The organism is Pseudomonas cavernae, from assembly GCF_003595175.1.
In the GTDB taxonomy this organism is placed as follows: Bacteria; Pseudomonadota; Gammaproteobacteria; order Pseudomonadales; family Pseudomonadaceae; genus Aquipseudomonas; species Aquipseudomonas cavernae.
The window spans coordinates 2644284-2660980 of sequence record NZ_CP032419.1; the positions used below are offsets into that span (position 1 = coordinate 2644284).

Annotated in this window: 12 protein-coding genes; all 12 read left to right on the forward strand. The window is 64.8% G+C overall.

Annotated features, from left to right (window positions below):
- The first annotated feature begins 150 nt into the window (after nucleotides 1-150).
- Nucleotides 151-924 (forward strand): hypothetical protein, encoded by a 774-nt coding sequence (locus tag D3880_RS12065; RefSeq protein ID WP_238474449.1) that lies wholly within the window; start codon nucleotides 151-153, stop codon nucleotides 922-924.
- A 243-nt stretch (nucleotides 925-1167) separates the two neighbouring features.
- On the forward strand, nucleotides 1168-2175 hold the full coding sequence (locus D3880_RS12070; protein ID WP_119893672.1) for a SphA family protein: 1008 nt from the start codon (nucleotides 1168-1170) through the stop codon (nucleotides 2173-2175).
- 78 nt (nucleotides 2176-2253) lie between these two features.
- Nucleotides 2254-3231, forward strand: coding sequence for an AAA family ATPase (locus D3880_RS12075; RefSeq protein ID WP_119893673.1), 978 nt, complete (start codon nucleotides 2254-2256; stop codon nucleotides 3229-3231).
- 23 nt (nucleotides 3232-3254) lie between these two features.
- Nucleotides 3255-4205, forward strand: a complete 951-nt coding sequence (locus D3880_RS12080) for a DUF58 domain-containing protein (protein ID WP_119893674.1) — start codon at nucleotides 3255-3257, stop codon at nucleotides 4203-4205.
- The gene (locus tag D3880_RS12085; protein WP_119893675.1) at nucleotides 4202-4705 is read left to right on the forward strand and encodes a DUF4381 domain-containing protein; all 504 of its coding nucleotides are present in this window, start codon (nucleotides 4202-4204) and stop codon (nucleotides 4703-4705) included. The genes D3880_RS12080 and D3880_RS12085 overlap by 4 nt, the downstream gene beginning before the upstream one ends.
- Entirely contained in the window at nucleotides 4692-5693 is a 1002-nt protein-coding gene (locus tag D3880_RS12090) for a vWA domain-containing protein (RefSeq protein ID WP_119893676.1), read from the forward strand. The genes D3880_RS12085 and D3880_RS12090 overlap by 14 nt, the downstream gene beginning before the upstream one ends.
- Nucleotide 5694: 1 nt before the next feature.
- On the forward strand, nucleotides 5695-7290 hold the full coding sequence (locus D3880_RS12095) for a VWA domain-containing protein (protein ID WP_119893677.1): 1596 nt from the start codon (nucleotides 5695-5697) through the stop codon (nucleotides 7288-7290).
- Nucleotides 7287-8648, forward strand: coding sequence for a BatD family protein (locus tag D3880_RS12100; protein WP_119893678.1), 1362 nt, complete (start codon nucleotides 7287-7289; stop codon nucleotides 8646-8648). Before D3880_RS12095 ends, D3880_RS12100 begins: the two co-directional genes overlap by 4 nt.
- Nucleotides 8645-9661, forward strand: coding sequence for an HAD family hydrolase (locus D3880_RS12105; protein ID WP_119893679.1), 1017 nt, complete (start codon nucleotides 8645-8647; stop codon nucleotides 9659-9661). The genes D3880_RS12100 and D3880_RS12105 overlap by 4 nt, the downstream gene beginning before the upstream one ends.
- 99 nt (nucleotides 9662-9760) lie before the next feature.
- A complete protein-coding gene (locus tag D3880_RS12110; RefSeq protein ID WP_119893680.1) occupies nucleotides 9761-11347 on the forward strand; it encodes an arylsulfatase in 1587 nt (528 codons plus the stop codon).
- Nucleotides 11348-11460: 113 nt separating this feature from the next.
- Nucleotides 11461-13995 carry a fused MFS/spermidine synthase gene (locus tag D3880_RS12115; protein WP_119893681.1) on the forward strand — a complete coding sequence of 845 codons (2535 nt, stop codon included), beginning with the start codon at nucleotides 11461-11463 and terminating at the stop codon, nucleotides 13993-13995.
- A 272-nt stretch (nucleotides 13996-14267) separates the two neighbouring features.
- On the forward strand, nucleotides 14268-16625 hold the full coding sequence (locus tag D3880_RS12120) for a cytochrome c3 family protein (RefSeq protein ID WP_119893682.1): 2358 nt from the start codon (nucleotides 14268-14270) through the stop codon (nucleotides 16623-16625).
- Nucleotides 16626-16697: the final 72 nt, after the last annotated feature.

Here is a 16697-nt window from a genome sequence, read left to right on the forward strand (position 1 = left end):
CTTTATGTTTGAGCACGAAAGTCTCAAAGCCGGCAACCGCTCGCTGAGCGTTCAAGCAAAGTAGTCAATCCAGGGATCAGGAGAGTTGTTCGAGCCTGTCCACACATGCATCGACCGATGAGAAGGATCGCCATGTTCAGCCCTCGCAGAATGACGCAAAGCGTCGCCTTGCTCGCCCTATTGAGCGGCGGCCTTGCCCAGGCCGACAACGCCGAAATCGCCAACAAGAGCAACAACCCGCTGAGCCTGGCGCCCGGCCTGAACTTTCAGGACTACTACAGCCCCGAGCTGTACGACAGCAACGCCCACACCAACGACTTCCTGCTGCGCGGCACCTTGCCGGTCGCCCCGGGCGAGTTCATCGGCGTACCGCAGTTGTTCCGCGCCACCCTGCCGATCAGTACCCGCCCCGATCCGCATAGCGGCTATAGCACCGGCATCGGCGACCTCAATCTCTTCGATATCTTCCTGCTGAAAACCGAAGGCGTGCAGCTCGGCATCGGCCCGCAGATCACCGCGCCCACCGCCGAACATGACGAATTGGGCACCGGCAAATGGCAGGCCGGACTGGCCGCGGTGGCGATCGACTCGTCGCCGCGCGGGCTGCTCGGCGCGCTGGTTCAATACCAAAGTTCGTTCGCCGGCGACAACGACCGGGCGCACGTGGAGTCCGCAACCTTCCAGCCGTTCATCATCCACAACCTGCCTAAGGGCTGGTATCTGCGTTCCACCGGCACCTGGACCTTCGATTTGAAGAACGACACCCATTACATCCCGCTCGGCCTGGGTGTCGGCAAGGCCACCAAGATCGGCCACAACATCTACAACGCCTTCATCGAACCGCAATGGACGGTCGATCACCAGGGCGCCGGTCTGCCGCAGTTCACAGTGTTTGCCGGCATTAATATCACCCTTGGTAAATAATGTTGATCGAGTTGCCGCCAGCCAAGGCATTGGCTCCGAGCGACACGAACTGCTGCAAGACCTGGCTAAAAGAGAGTTTGCCCATGATCGCCACGGAAGCGATTTATAGGCACTCTAAGACGCTTGAATATGAGCATTAAGACCTTGCTGTAGTTGCCATGGTACTGGCCGTCTCGGATATGAACCTGACAACAAGACCATAATGAGTACGGACAACCGTATCTGGAACCGGAGCACATCAAGATGGAACAGTCGTTAAAGCACAAGTTAGTCATCTGGCCTCACGCCGGCCGCCATGCCGTAGCGGCCCTGTACGCCGGCGTGGCGCTAGCAGTGGCAGTGCCTAGCGCTTTGGCGGACGAAGGTGGTGTTAGCTTTTGGCTACCGGGCCAGTTCAGCGCATTGGCGGCCGTGCAAGTCCAACCTGGCTGGAGCCTGCCGCTGTTCTATTACCACACCAGCGCAGACTTAGGTGGAAGCAAGCAAATACCGCGCGGTGGACGTGGCCGCGTCGCAGCAGGTGTGGACGCGGAAGCTGACTTATTGTTTGCGGGCCCAACCTATACCTTCGGCGAACCGCTGCTGGGCGGCCAGGCGGCAGTTACGGCCCTAGCCGCCGTGGGGCGCATGGCAGTTGATGTCGATGCCACGCTCACTGGCCCACGCGGCAATACAATTTCCACAGGGGTCAGCGACAGCCTGAAAGGCAGCAGCGATCTCTACGCAATGGCCACGTTGAAGTGGGAGCACAAGGACGTACACAACTTCATGGTTTACACCATGGGCAATCTGCCGGTTGGTGCCTACGACCCTGACCGGCTGGTCAACCTCGGGCTGGGCCATGCGTCAATGGATGTCGGCGGCGGCTACACCTACTTCGACAAGGTGAACGAGTTCTCTGTAGTGACGGGCATGACCTACAACTGGGAAAACTCTGATACCGACTACCAAAATGGTATCGACGCCCACCTCGACTGGAGCGCCTCGCGCTTTATCTCGCCGCAAACACACTTTGGATTGGTTGGCTACTTCTACGAGCAGGTGACCGGTGATGAAGGCAGTGGCGCCGTGCTCGGCGACTTCAAATCGCGGGTCAGGGGGGTGGGGCCGCAGGCCGGGCATTTCTTCGCGGTCGGGCAGGAACTCTGGTACGTCAGTCTCAAAGGCTACTACGAGTTTGATGCGCGCAATCGCGCGGAGGGCTGGAACACCTGGGTGAGCCTCATCATTCCCCTCGGCAAGTACGAATAGGGAAGCACCTCGCCCCTTTTGCAGACGCCGCGGCCAGTGCATTCCGCGGCGCCAATGTTCGTGTCACAAGGAAAAACCATGAGCGTACGTAACGACATCCTCAGCCTGCACTCCAGCATTGCCCAGGCCGTGCTTGGTCAGGATGAGGTCATTCGCCAAGTGCTGCTGGGCCTGCTCGCCAACGGCCACCTGCTGTTGGAAAGCCTGCCCGGCCTGGCCAAGACCCGCACGGTCAAAGCACTGGCCAAGCATCTGGACGCGAAGATGAGCCGCATCCAGTTCACCCCCGACCTGCTGCCTTCGGACATCACCGGCGCGGAAATCCTCCAGCAGAGCGAGGGCCACAACGAGATCAAGTTCCAGCCCGGCCCGTTGTTTGGCAACGTGATCCTCGCCGACGAGATCAATCGGGCCCCGGCCAAGGTGCAGGCCGCCTTGCTGGAAGCCATGGAAGAGCGGCAGATCACCGTCGCCGGCACCAGCCACCCGATGCCGGGTCTGTTCATGGTCCTGGCGACGCAGAACCCCATCGAGCAGGAAGGCACCTATCCGTTGCCCGAGGCGCAGATGGACCGCTTCCTGATGAAGGTGCTGCTGGACTACCCCAAGCCGGACGACGAGACCCAGGTGCTGCGCCTGTTGCGCGAAGAGGAGCAGGCCGCCCAGCAAGGCGCGCCAGCTGTAGAGGCCAAGCTTGCGCAGGACGCGATCTTCGCCGCACGCAAGGAAGTCAGCGCCGTGCATGTATCGGAAGCGATCGACCGCTACCTGATCGATCTGATCAACGCCACCCGCAAGCCGGCCGACTATGACGCCGATCTCGCTCGCTGGATCCACATCGGCGCCAGCCCGCGTGGCGGCATCGGCCTGGACCGCAGCGCCCGTGCGCATGCCTGGTTGGCTGGCAATGACTTCGTGTCGCCTGACGATGTGCGCGCCGTGGTCCATCCGGTGCTGCGCCATCGCCTGCTGCTGTCCTATGACGCCGTGGCCGACGGCGTCAGCGCCGATCAGGTACTCGATCGCCTGCTGGACAAGGTGGCCATTCCGGCCTGAATGCATTGAAGCAGAGGCCCGCCATGCAGCAGCAACGACAGGACGCCGACGGTTTCGTCTACGTCTCGCTCCCTCAGCTGATGAAGCTGGAGCATCGCGTGCGTGGGCTGAGCTTCCAGGGACGCCAGCCACTGTCGAGCATCCTTTCCGGCAATCACGCGTCGCGCCTGCGCGGGCGCGGGCTGAACTTCGACGAGCTGCGCCGCTATCAGCCCGGCGACGACCTGCGCCACCTCGACTGGCGTGCCTCGCTGCGCTATGGCAAACCTTTCGTGCGGACCTTCACCGAGGAGCGCGACCGGCCGGCGCTGATTCTGGTGGACCAGCGCATGAGCATGTTCTTCGGCTCGCAGCGCAGCTTCAAATCCGCCGCCGCCGCCGAGCTGGGCGCCCTCGCCGCCTGGATGACCTTCCACGCCGGCGACCGGGTCGGCGGCCTGGTGTTCAACGACAACCGCATCGAGCGGATCAGCCCGATCCGCAGCCGCAGCCGGGTGGAAGCCCTGTGCGCCGCCATTGTCCGGCAAAATCAGGCGCTGTCGGCCAGCCAGCCGGACGCCGAAGACGACGACCAACTCGACAAGGTCCTGCAGCACTGCCTGAGCATGGCCGGCCACGACCACCTGATCTGCATCGTCAGCGACTTCGCCGGCGCCGGCCCGCGCACCCTGCAGCTGCTGCGCGAGTTGTCCGCGCATAACAACGTGATTGCCATGCAGGTCTATGATCCCCTGGCCCTCAAGCTGCCGGCCAGCGGGCGGGTGCTGGTCACCCAGGGCGAGCTGCAGGTCGAACTGGAGGTCGAGCGGCGTCAGGTGCACCAACCGCTGGGCGAGTTCCTCACCGGCCGTTTGAAGGACGTCGCCACCCTGCTGCGCCGCAGCCAGGTGCCGCTGATGATGTTCAGCACCGGCGAAGACGCGCTGGAACAGCTGCGCCGGGAAATGGGCCGGCTGACGGGGGCGCCACGATGAGTGCGAACCCGCCAAGTCTCGACCAACTCAAGGAACTGCCGCTGCCGGCGCCGGTAGTCAGCTACTTCCCGCAGACCTGGGGCTGGCTGCTGCTGTTGCTCCTGCTGCTGGCCGGGCTGGCGATCTGGGCGGCGTTGCGCTGGCGGCGCTGGCGGCGTGATCGCTATCGCCGCGCCGCCCTCGCCCGTCTGGCCGAGCTGGAACAGGCGCTGACCGATGAGGCCCAGCGCTTGCCGGCCCTGCGTGAACTGCCGGAGCTGCTCAAGCGGGTGGCGCTATCGATGCCCGGACGACCGGACGTGGCCACCCTGAGTGGCACAGGCTGGCAAGCCTTTCTGGACAAGACCTGCGCACAGCCACTGCCGCCGACCTTCGGCCAGCAGCTGGCCACCCTCGCTTACGCCCCGGAGGCGCAGTTGCGCGCCCTCCCCGCCGCCGCACAGCAGGCGCTACTGACGAGCAGCCGGCACTGGATAGAGAACCACCATGTGGCAATTTGATTACCCCTGGCTGCTGCTGTTGCTGCCGCTGCCGCTGCTCGGTTACCGCTACCTGGCCGAGTACCGCGAGGCGCGCAGCGCCGTGCGCGTGCCGTTCTTCAGTGCCATGAGCCGCGCCATCGGCCAGACGCCGAACCGCTCCGGGGTCCATGGCAGTATCTGGCAGTTGCTGCTCAACCTGCTGGTCTGGGTTCTGCTGGTGCTCGCCTGCGCGCGCCCGGTGCTGGTGGAGAAACCCATCGAGCGCACTCAGCCGGTACGCGACCTGATGCTCGCCATCGACATCTCGCAGTCGATGGAGGCCACCGACTACACCAACGCCGGCGGCCAGCAGGTGGACCGGCTGAGCGCCGTCAAGCAGGTGGTGCAGAGCTTCATCGAGCAGCGCAAGGATGACCGCCTCGGCCTGATCGTGTTCGGCACCGGCGCCTATCCGCAGGCGCCGCTGACCCTCGACCACGCCAGCCTGAGCCTGCTGCTCGACGAAGTGGGTATCGGCATGGCCGGGCCGAACACCGCCATCGGCGACGCCATCGGCCTGACCATCAAGATGCTCGACAGCGCCAAGGAAAAAGACAAGGTGCTGATCCTGCTCAGCGATGGCAACGACACCGGCAGCGCCATCCCCCCCGACCATGCGGCGAAGATGGCGGCCGCCAAGGGCATCGTGGTGCACACCATCGGCATCGGCGATCCCGAGGCCACCGGTGATGCCAAGGTCGATCTCGGCGCACTGGAGAAAATCGCCCAGACCACCGGCGGGCGCTTCTTCCGCGCCGATGACCGCGATGCCCTCAAGCAGGTGTATGCCACTCTCGACCGCCTCACCCCGCACGAGGTGAAGAAGTTCAGCCACCAGCCCAAGCGCGACCTGTTCTGGCTGCCGCTCGGCGCGGCTCTCGGCCTATTGGCGCTGTATCAAGCGCTCGCTGCGCTGCGCGGCTACCTGGCCAGCGCTGGCGGCCCACGTCAGACGCAGGAGGGCTGAGATGGACATCGACCTCAGCGCTTTCCACTTCCTGCGCCCGCTCTGGCTGTTGCTGCTCCTGCCCGGCCTTCTTCTGCCGCTGGCCTGGGGACGCAGCCGCGATCTGAGCCGGCGGCTGCGCGGAGCCATCGCGCCGAACCTGCTCAAGCATCTGGTGATCACCCCCAGCGACCGGCAGCGCCTGCGCCCGGTGCATCTGTTCGGCGCCCTGCTGATCCTCGGTGGCCTGGCAGCGGCCGGGCCGACCTGGGAGCAGGATCGTCCTGCCTTTCTGGAAAACCGCGCGCCGCTGATCCTGGCGGTCGATCTGTCGCCGTCCATGGATGCCAACGACGTGCCGCCGACCCGGCTGGAGGCCGCCAAGCACAAACTGCACGACCTGATCCAGCGCCGCGCCGGCGCACGCACCGGGCTGATCGCCTACGCCGGCAGCGCCCATCTGGTGCTGCCGGCCACCGAGGACCCGGCGCTGCTGGACAGCTTCCTGCAGGCGCTGTCCACCGAGCTGATCGAGGCGCCTGGCAAGAACGCCCTGGCCGTGATCGAGGAAGCCAAGCGCCTACTGGCCGCCGAGCAGTCCCCCGGCACCTTGGTGCTGGTCACCGATGGCGCCGACGTAAGCCAGCTCGAAGCAATCGGCAAGAGCCTGGACAACGCCGGGCTGCAGCTGCTGGTCCTCGCCGTCGGCAGTCAGGACGGCGGCATGCTCCGTGATGCCCAGGGCCAGCCGCGGGTGGACAGCACCGGTCGGCCGCTGCTCGCCAACTTCGACGCACAAGGCCTCAAGCAGCTGGCCGATGCCGCCGATGCACCGCTGGGCAGCCTGACCCTCAACGACGACGACCTCGACTGGATCGAGCTGCACGCTCAGCAGCACTTCCAGGCTGCCAGCGGCGACGGACAGGAAGTGCACTGGAAGGATGCCGGCTACTGGCTGTGCTGGCCGCTGCTGCTGATCGCCTTCTTCTGCGTGCGCCGTGGCTGGAGCGTCAATTGGCTGGGCGGCCTGCTGCTTGCGCTGGGCCTGGCCCTGCCCGCACCGCCGGCCCAGGCCGGGGTGCTGGCCGATGCCTTCTTCACCCCCGACCAGCAGGGCCGTTGGGCCTTCGAGCATGGTCACTACCCGCAGGCCCAGGCGCACTTTCACGATCCCTACTGGCAGGGCCTGGCGGCCTACAACGCCGCCGATTACAACGCCGCGCTAGCCAGCTTCGCCCGTCTCGACAGCGCACAGGCCTACTTCTACCTGGGCAACAGCTATGCCCGCTTGTACAAGCTGCCGGAGGCCATCGCCGCCTTCGGTCAGGCCCTAAAGCTGCAGCCGCAGTTCCCCGAGGCCAGCGCCAACCTGGCCCTGGTCACCGAGCTGTACCAAGACCAGCAAGAAGAAGGAGAAAAAGCGCCGGAGCTGAAGCCCGACGAAGAGAAATTCGACAATAAGACCGGTAAGGGCAAGACCGAGCAGATGCAGGCACCGAAAACACCTTCGGACGAGTTGTGGCTGCGTAACCTGAGCACCTCGCCGGCCAAGTTCCTCAAGCAGAAGTTCAGCCTGCAGGATGCCGCCCGCAAAGCCTCAAACGGAGGCCAGCCATGAAGCGCCTGGTCCTTCTGCTCTGCTGCCTCTGCCCGTTGCTGGGCCTGGCCGCCCCCAAAGTGCTGGTGGAAAGCCGGATAGCGCCGGCCGGAACGGTGACAGTTGGCAGCACCGTGCGCCTGGAAGTCGACGTGCTGGTGGACACCTGGTTCACCGCCGCCCCGCGGCTACCAAACCTGGACCTCCCCGGCGCCATGGTCATGCCGCCGAGCAGCGAAGCGACCCACCTTACCGAACAACGCCAGGGCAAGACATTCTTCGGCCTGCGTTTCAGCTATCTGATCACCCCCAACCAGGCGCAGAGCTACAGCATCCCGGCCCTGGCGATCCAAGTCAGCCCCGGCCAGGGTAGCGGCCCGGTCACGGTACAGAGCCAGCCGCTCGGCTTCATCGCCCGTATGCCGGAGGGTGTGTCCGCTGGCCAGCACGTGCTGGTGGCCCAGGGACTGAGGTTCGGCCAGCGAATCGTCCGCTCCCACGAGCCGCTACGGGTCGGTGACAGCCTGACCCGGCAGCTGACCATCGAGGCTGACGGCGCCCAGGCCATGTTGATCCCGCCTCCCACCTTTGTCGAAATCGACGGACTCAAGCGCTATGTGAAAACCCCGCAAGTGGTACCGCTGGACAATGGCCGTGGTGCCATCAGCGGCGGGCGGCGGGTCGATGTCGCCAGCTATGTGATCGACAAACCCGGCCACTACACGCTACCGGCCATCGAATTGCGCTGGTGGGATGCTGCAGCCAATCAGGCGCGCACTGCCCGGGTAGCGGCGCTGGAGTTCGAAGCCACGGGCAACAGCGCTTACCAGGCGCCTTTCTCCATCGCTGAAGATTTGCAGAAGCTCGGGCAGAAAGCTCGAGTGCGAATCGCCCGGCATTGGTTGCTGCTCGCCATAGCCCTGGTGGTTGGTGCGCTGGCCTTCTACTGGGGCAAGCCCTGGTGGCGGCGTGGGCGGGCCGCCCTACGCGGCTGGCAAGCCAGGCGGCAGCAGGCCTACCTGCAGTCGGCGGACTACGCCTGGAAACAACTGCCCGGGCAACTCAACGGCAAACCGGCGCAGCTGACCGCTTTGTACCTCTGGGCCAGACGCAGTCAGGGCGCGGAAACCCTGAAGAATTTCGCGGGTCAGCTCCCCATCCCCTTGGCGCAACGGCTGCTAGTCTTGCTGAGATCCTGTTATGGCCGGCCGGAACGCGCCACCGAGGCACTGCAAGAATTGCAGCAGAGCCTACCGGCGCTGCGTAAGGAAGCCCGCAAGCAACAACCTCAGGCCCTTGCCAGGCATGGCCTGGTGCCGTTGAACCCTCGTCAAGCCCCGCCTCCGTCGGCGGTACATAGCACCAAGGAAGCCCTATGAACCGATCCGCCTTTCCCCCTCTCAACCTGCGCTGGCTGATGCCGCTGCTGCTGGCCTTGCCTCTACTTGTGCAGGCGGCCGACCCGCTACCATCGTGGAATGACGGCCCCTCGAAAAAGGCCATCGAAAGTTTCGTCAGCGCCGTCACCAGCGAAGGCTCCAAGGATTTCGTCCAGCCTGCCGAGCGGATTGCGGTGTTCGACAACGACGGCACCCTGTGGAGCGAACAGCCGATGTACTTCCAGGTGCTGTTCGCCTTCGCCGAGGTCAAACGCCTGGCCCCGCAGCATCCTGAATGGAAGGAGCAACAACCCTTCAAGGCCGTGCTGGAAGGTGACCAGAAGACCCTGGCCGCAAGCGGCATGGACGGCATCATCAAGATCGTCGGCGCCACTCATACCGGCCTGAGCAACGAAGCCTTCATCGACAATGCCGAAGCCTGGCTGGCCAAGGCCGTGCATCCAAAAAGCCAGAAGCCGTTCACCGAGATGGTCTACCAGCCGATGCTGGAGCTGCTCGCCTATCTGCGCGCCAATGGCTTCAAGACCTACATAGTCTCCGGTGGCGATGTGACCTTCATGCGCGCCTTCGCCGAGGAGGTCTATGGCATCCCGCCGGAGCAGGTGATCGGCACCACCTTCGTCACCCAGTTCCAGAACCAGGACGGCAAGCTGTCGATCCTGCGCACGCCCAAGCTGGCGCATAACGACGATGGCCCAGGCAAACCGGAAAGCATCGACTCGATCATCGGCCGCCGGCCAATCTTCGCCTTCGGCAACTCTGACGGTGACCTGCAGATGCTGCAGTGGACCGCCGCCGGCAGCGGCAAGCGCTTCACCGGCCTGGTGCATCACACCGACGCAAAGCGCGAATGGGCTTATGACCGCGAATCCAAGGTCGGCAAGCTGGACAAGGCCCTGGACCAGGCCAAGGCCGAGGGCTGGACTGTAGTGGACATGGCAGCGGAATGGCGGCAGGTGTTCCCTTTCGCCACTGCCACAAGCGGGCAATAAACCCGCGCAAGAATCCTGGAGATGCCGTATTGCAGTCGGCGGCTCTGGTGCAACGTAGTCGTGGAACGCGACTCTGAAACGTGAAATGGAGAGAGTTCAATGAACCGCACAAGAAGATGGCTACCGAGGCTTGCCCTCGCGGCCGCCGCAGTCATGGGGGCATCCGCCGCCAGCGCCGCGGACAAGCCGAATATCTTGGTGATATTCGGTGACGACATCGGCCAGACCAACATCAGTGCCTACTCGATGGGCGTGCTCGGCTACAAAACCCCGAACATCGACCGCATCGCCAAAGAAGGCATGATGTTCACCGATTACTATGCGGAAAACAGCTGCACCGCCGGCCGCTCGACCTTCATCACCGGCCAGTCGGCGCTGCGCACCGGCCTGTCCAAGGTCGGTACGCCAGGCGCGACGGTCGGCCTGCAAGACCGCGACATCACCATCGCCCAGGCGCTCAAGTCGCAGGGCTATGCCACCGGACAGTTCGGCAAGAACCACCTCGGCGACCGCGACGAATACCTGCCGACCAAGCACGGTTTCGACGAGTTCTTCGGCAACCTCTACCACCTCAACGCCGAAGAGGAACCTGAGCGCCCCTACTGGCCGAAGGATCCCAACGACCCCTACGTGAAGAACTTCTCGCCGCGCGGCGTGCTGCACTCCTATGCCGACGGCAAGATCGAGGATACCGGTGCGCTGACCAAGAAGCGCATGGAAACCATCGACGACGAAACCACCGAAGGCGCCATCAACTTCATCAAGAAGCAGGCCGAGGCCGACAAGCCCTTTTTCGTGTGGATGAACACCACGCGCATGCACGCCTTCACTCACGTGCGCGAGTCGATGCAAGGCCAGAGCGGAATGCCGGGCAACGAATATGCCGACGGCATGCTCGAGCACGACGGCGACGTCGGCAAGCTGCTGAAAACCCTGGACGACCTGAAGATCACCGACAACACCATCGTGGTCTACACCACCGATAACGGCCCGAACCAGTGGTCCTGGCCGGATGCGGCGACCACGCCGTTCCGCAACGAGAAGAACTCCAACTGGGAAGGTGCCTTCCGCGTCCCAGCGATGGTGCGCTGGCCGGGCAAGATCAAGCCGGGTGAAGTCTCCAACCAGATGTTCTCCGGCCTCGACTGGTTCCCCACCCTGCTGGCCGCCGCAGGCGATACCGAGGTCAAGGACAAGCTGCTCAAGGGCTGGGCGCCGACATCCGCCGGCAAGAGCTTCAAGGTCCACCTCGACGGCTACAACCAGCTCGACTACCTGACTGGCAAGACCGACAAGAGTGCGCGTAGCGAGTTCTACTACTTCAACGACGACGGCGTCCTGGTCGCCATGCGCTCTGGTGATTGGAAGACGGTGTTCTGCGAGCAGCGGGCCCCGGGGGGCTTCGCAGTCTGGAGCGAGCCCTTCACTTGCCTGCGCGCGCCGAAGCTGTTCAACCTGCGCATGGACCCCTACGAGCGCGCCGACGTGGTTTCCGACCAGTACTACGACTGGCTGACCAAGAACGCCTACCTGTTCGCTATGGCCACCATGAAGTCCGCCGTCTTCCTGGAAACCTTCGTCGAATATCCGCCGAGCCAACGCCCGGCCAGCTTCAGCATCGATCAGGTGCGCCAGGCCGTGGATGCGAAGATCGCGGAAAAAATGAAGGCTGCTCAGAAACAGTAAGCTCTAGCGTTACAGCCGCCGCACCCTCCGGTGTAACGGCCTGATGTACCTCCCGGGTGGCGCCGGCCGCGCTGCTCGGGAGGATACCCAGCGTTCATACAAGGCCCCATTGCATGCCTCTTGCCACCACATCATCCCGTCGCGCTGCCAGCGATTCGTGTGCTTCTGCGCAATCGGCGCTGGCGCTATCCAGCGTCGCCATCCCCGCGCTGCTGCTATTCATCTCGGGTATTGCCGCGCTGATTTATCAGGTTTTGTGGATCAAACAGCTGTCCCTGGTCGTCGGCGTCGAGGTCTACGCCATCACTACCGGGATCAGCGCCTTTTTCGCCGGACTCGCCCTCGGCGGGTTCCTGTTCGGCCGCTGGGCCGATCGCCTGAGCCGCCCTGTACGGCTCTATTCCTTCCTCGAACTGGCTGTCGCCGTGCTGGGCGTCGGCTCGACCCTCGGTCTGGCGCATGCCGCCGGCCCCTTTGCCAATCTGGAAGCCCATGCCGGTCTGTTCGCCTGGCTGTTGCCTTTTGCCCTGGTGGGCATTCCCGCATTCCTGATGGGCGGCACCCTGCCGGTACTTGTCCGCGCCCTGACCCCGCCGGCCGGCCAACTCGGCACCGCCGGGGGGCGCCTGTATGCCGCCAATACCGCCGGTGCCATCGCTGGCGCCTTGCTGACCAGTTTCCTGCTGATTCCCGCGCTGGGCGTGCAGGGCACCGCTTATGCCGCCGCCGCTCTTAATCTGCTCGCCGCACTGGGCGCCTTCGCCCTCGATCGGCGGGTCGAGCCGCGTCCGGCGGCCGCACAATCTGGCCAGAGAAGCGCCCAGGCGCGCCTGGCGATCACTCTGTATGCGCTGGCCGGCGGCATCGCCCTGGGCTACGAAGTGGTCTGGTCGCAATCCATCGTGCAATTCATGAGTACCCGCAGCTTCGCCTTTTCCGTGGTGCTCGCCACCTATTTGGCCGGGCTGGTGATCGGCAGCGCGCTGTATGCCCGCTGGGCCGACCGGATTCGCGACCCTTGGGGCGTGTTCGCCCTGCTGATCGCCGCCGCCGGCCTGATCGCCTTGCTGGAAATCGCCGGATTGGGGCGCTGGCTGGTGATTGTCCAGACCCAGGCCGAGGCACTGGCGCTGAGCCTGACCGGCAGCGACCTGGCCGGCATGTGCGCGCGTTTCGCCGTCGCCGCGCTCAGCGTGGTGTTCCTCCCGACCCTGTTGCTCGGCGCCGCCTTCCCAGTGGTGCTGCGCCTGGCGGTGGATGCCGGGCAGGTTGGTCGCGATGTCGGCACCGTGGTCGCCCTCAACACATTCGGCGGGATTGTCGGTGCAATGCTCACCGGCTTTGTCCTGGTGCCGCTGCTCGGCCTCGTGCATAGCCTGGCAGCCCTGGCGCTTGGCGCCGCAGCGATTGCCCTCTGTGCGGTGACCTACGGCCAGCGAGTCAGCAAAGGTCGTCGCCAAGGCGCCTTCGCTCTGGCTTTGGTCGCAGTGTTAGCGGCGGTCCTTATCCCCAGCGACCGCTTGGCCCAATTGCTGCCCGGTGCCCGCGGCGGCAGTCTGGCCTTCTACGAGGAAAGCCGTGGCGGCACTGTCGCGGTGGTTGATCAGCAGCGCGGTCGTTCCAGCTTCAAGCGCCTGTACATCCAGGGCGTGTCCAACTCCGGCGACGCGATGCCGTCGCTGCGCTACATGCGCCTGCAGGCGCTGTTGCCGCTGCTGATTCAGCGCGATGAGCCCAAGTCGGCGCTGGTCATCGGTTTCGGCACCGGCATCACCGCCGGCGCCCTGCTGCGCTATCCAGGGCTGGAACAACGGGTAGTGGCCGAACTGTTGCCGGCGGTGGTACGCGCCGCGCCGCTGTTCCAGGGCAACTTCAATGTGGCGACCGATCCGCGCATGGATATCCGCCTGCGCGATGGCCGCCGCGAGCTGCTGCGCAATCCGCAGCAGTACGACCTGATCACCCTCGAACCGCCGCCGCCGTCGGCCGCTGGGGTGGTCAACCTGTACTCCCGTGACTTCTACCAGCTCGCCGCCCAGCGCCTGCGTGCCGGTGGTCAGGTCGCCCAATGGCTGCCGCTGCCGACCCAGAACAACGAAGATAGCCGCGCGCTGGTGCGCAGCTTCCTCGACGTGTTCCCCCACGCCTCGCTATGGACCACCGAGTTCCACGAGATGCTGCTGATTGGCTCCTCCGAACCGCTCGAACTCGACGCCGCCCGCATCCGCGCGCGCTTCGAGCAGCCGGACGTGGCCAGCGCCCTGCGCGAAGTCGGGGTGGTCTCCCCCGCCGCGCTGCTGGCCACCTGGGTGACCGACCGCGCCGGGCTGGAGCGTTATGCCGGCGATGCCCTGGCGGTGACCGACGACCAGCCGCGCATCGAATACGCCACCTGGGTCCGCCACGATGAATTCGCCCGGGTCCTGCCGGAACTGCTGGCGTTACGCAGCGAGCCGCCGCTAATCAATGCCGACGCCAGCTTCCTGGCCGCGCTGGCCAACCAACGTGAGCGCCTGATGCGCTTCTATGCCGTTGGCCTGTATGCCTACAACGGTGAACGCCAGGCTTGGGAGCAGGCGGTGCAACGGGTCATCGCCGAAGATGGCGGCAACCCCTACTACCGCTGGTTTATCGGGGGCGGGCAATGAGCGCAGCGCCAGTGCGGGACACCGCACTGGCGCCAGAAGAACCGCGCTGTTGCGTTTGACAGCCCCTACGCAGTCACTGAAGCTGCGCCGAACAGGCTGTTGAAAAACGTAGCGAGCGAAGGCTAGACAAGGCGAAATCAGCCGAAGAAGCGGAGTTTACGAGGTGTAAATGAGCATTCTGAGGCTGATTTCAACGCTGGATAGCCGAGCGCAGTAGTTTTTCAACAGCCTGCTAACCGTGAAACACGCTCGTCAGCACATTGGATGTCTGCATGTCGAAGTACAAGAATAAATCTGCCACCGGCGCCCCCCGCCAGCCTGGCAAAACTTCTTTCAGCCTGTTCTACCCGGTCCTCGCCGGCCTGCTGTTGCTGGCCACCCTGGCGATCTGGTTCGTTTTGCAACGCAGCACCCCGGTTCCTCAGGTTGCCCCCAGCGGCACGGTGAAGGCACAACCAGCTCCCGCCAAGCCGGCCCCGGAAAGCACCGCCAAGCTGGTCGACGAACAACAGTGCCAGGGTTGCCACACTCAGCAATTCAAGGACTGGCAAGGCTCCCATCACCAGATGGCGATGGAGGAAGCGCGCGCCGATAGCGTGCTCGGTGACTTCAACAACCAGTCCTTCAAGGAAGGCAGCGAGACCACGCGCTTATTCCAGAAAGACGGCGACTTCTGGGTCAATACCCCGGGACCGGACGGCAAGGCTGCGGACTTCCGGGTGGCCTACACCTTCGGCGTCGCGCCCTTGCAGCAATACCTGCTGGAAGCCCCTGGCGGCCGCCTGCAAGCCCTCGGTGTGGCCTGGGATGTGGAGAAGCAGCACTGGTTCCACCTCTACCCCGGCCAGGGCGTCGACTTCAAGGACGAGCTGCACTGGAGCAAGCCGCAGCAGAACGCCAACTTCATGTGCGTCGAGTGCCACACCACCGGCTTCAAGCGCAACTTCGACGCCAAGAGCAACAGCTACGCCAGCCAATGGCAGGCCCTCGGCGTCGGTTGCCAGGCCTGCCACGGCCCAGCCTCGCAGCATCTGCAATGGGCAGCCAAGCCGGACGGCAGCCCCAACCGAGGTTTCGATATCGACTTGAGCAAGGCCAGCGCGACTTCCCAGGCGGAAACCTGTGGCCGCTGTCATGCCCGGCGCGCGCCGCTGGGCGATGGTTTCGCCGCGCACAAGCGGCTGATGGACGACTATCTGCCCAGCCCACTGACTCAGGCGCTGTACGAACTGGACGGCAAGATCAAGGAGGAGGTGTTCGAGTACGGCTCGTTCACCCAGAGCAAGATGTTCGCCAAGGGCGTGCGCTGCAGCAACTGCCACAACCCGCACAGCACCGCGTTGAAGGCGCCGGGCAATGCCGTCTGCCTGCAATGCCATAACCCGGCCGGCAAGACTTCACTGCCAGGTATCGACGGCAAGGGATTGCAGGCGAAGAACTACGACTCGCCCGAGCACCATAAGCACCAGCCCGGCCAACCCGGCTCGCAGTGCGTGGATTGCCACATGCCGGGCAAGTTCTACATGGTCAACGACTACCGTCATGACCACGGCTTCAGCATCCCCAACCCGGCCCGGGCGCTCAAGCTGGGAACGCCAGACGCCTGCCTCGGCTGTCACAAGGAAACCGCCGGCGACAAGGTCGCCGAGCAGTTCCGCACCTGGTACGGCGCCGACCAACCCGGCGCGCCGCGCTACGACGAAGGCCTGTGGCTGATCCGCAACGGCCAGCCCGGGGCGTCCCGCGCACTGTTCCAGCAACTCGACTCCAGCGATCTGCCGGCCATCCGCCGCGCCACCCTGCTTGCCGAATTGCCGGGCTATCCCAGCCAGCGCGCCTTGGACCTGGCCCGCCGTGACTTGAAGAACGACGCGCCGCAAGTGCGCCAGGCCGCCGTCGAGGCTGTCAGCGCCATGCTGCCGCTGGAGCACCGCTCCGGTCCCATCGCGCCCTTGCTCAACGACCCCGTGCGCGCGGTGCGCATCGAAGCCGCTCACGCCCTGCTCGGCCTGCCGGCCGAGGCGCTGCAGTACCTGGCCAACTGGGACAAGGCCATCGGCGAATATGAGCAGGTGCAACTGGGCCTCGTCGAGCGCGCCGAGGCCAACCTCAACCTGGCCATGCTCTATCAGGCCCAAGGCCGCTCGGCGCTGGTCGAGCCGGCGTTGCGCGCGGCCCTGCAACGCGATCCGGACTTTCTCCCGGCGCTGGTCACGCTGATGCAGTGGCTGGACGGCAACTACCGCATGAACGAAGCCCAGCAACTGCTGCGCGATGGCCTCAAGCAGCACCCGCAGTCGGGCCTGCTGCACCATGCCAACGGCCTGGCGCTGATTCGCCGCGGCGAACGGGACGCCGCGCTCAAGGAGCTGGCAGAAGCCGCCCGCCTGGAGCCGGGCAACGCCCAGTTCACCTACGTGTTGGCCATCGCCCTGCACGACAGCGGCGACCAGCAGGCCGCCATCCACCAGCTGGAGCAGTTGCTCGAACGCCAGCCGAGCAACCGCCAGGCGCGCATGACCCTGATCGGTTTCTGGCGTGAAGCCGGGCAAATCCAGAAGGTCCAGGTGCTGCAGGCCGAACTGGAGCAGCTGAACCCGGACGACCCGGCCCTGCGGCAAACCCAGTGAGCTCCGGCCCGGAATGAGCCCCGCGGTTCATTCCGGGCCTAGGGCGCCGCTATCCGATCCAGGCCGTTGCCA

What these genes read in the sequence shown, in the direction of transcription:
- D3880_RS12085 (WP_119893675.1), top strand. Translation starts at nt 4,202, where the DNA reads ATGAGTGCGAACCCGCCAAGTCTCGACCAACTCAAGGAACTGCCGCTG.
- D3880_RS12110 (WP_119893680.1), top strand. Translation starts at nt 9,761, where the DNA reads ATGAACCGCACAAGAAGATGGCTACCGAGGCTTGCCCTCGCGGCCGCC.
- D3880_RS12070 (WP_119893672.1), top strand. Translation starts at nt 1,168, where the DNA reads ATGGAACAGTCGTTAAAGCACAAGTTAGTCATCTGGCCTCACGCCGGC.
- D3880_RS12080 (WP_119893674.1), top strand. Translation starts at nt 3,255, where the DNA reads ATGCAGCAGCAACGACAGGACGCCGACGGTTTCGTCTACGTCTCGCTC.
- D3880_RS12075 (WP_119893673.1), top strand. Translation starts at nt 2,254, where the DNA reads ATGAGCGTACGTAACGACATCCTCAGCCTGCACTCCAGCATTGCCCAG.
- D3880_RS12115 (WP_119893681.1), top strand. Translation starts at nt 11,461, where the DNA reads ATGCCTCTTGCCACCACATCATCCCGTCGCGCTGCCAGCGATTCGTGT.
- D3880_RS12105 (WP_119893679.1), top strand. Translation starts at nt 8,645, where the DNA reads ATGAACCGATCCGCCTTTCCCCCTCTCAACCTGCGCTGGCTGATGCCG.
- D3880_RS12100 (WP_119893678.1), top strand. Translation starts at nt 7,287, where the DNA reads ATGAAGCGCCTGGTCCTTCTGCTCTGCTGCCTCTGCCCGTTGCTGGGC.
- D3880_RS12120 (WP_119893682.1), top strand. Translation starts at nt 14,268, where the DNA reads ATGTCGAAGTACAAGAATAAATCTGCCACCGGCGCCCCCCGCCAGCCT.
- D3880_RS12095 (WP_119893677.1), top strand. Translation starts at nt 5,695, where the DNA reads ATGGACATCGACCTCAGCGCTTTCCACTTCCTGCGCCCGCTCTGGCTG.
- D3880_RS12065 (WP_238474449.1), top strand. Translation starts at nt 151, where the DNA reads ATGACGCAAAGCGTCGCCTTGCTCGCCCTATTGAGCGGCGGCCTTGCC.
- D3880_RS12090 (WP_119893676.1), top strand. Translation starts at nt 4,692, where the DNA reads ATGTGGCAATTTGATTACCCCTGGCTGCTGCTGTTGCTGCCGCTGCCG.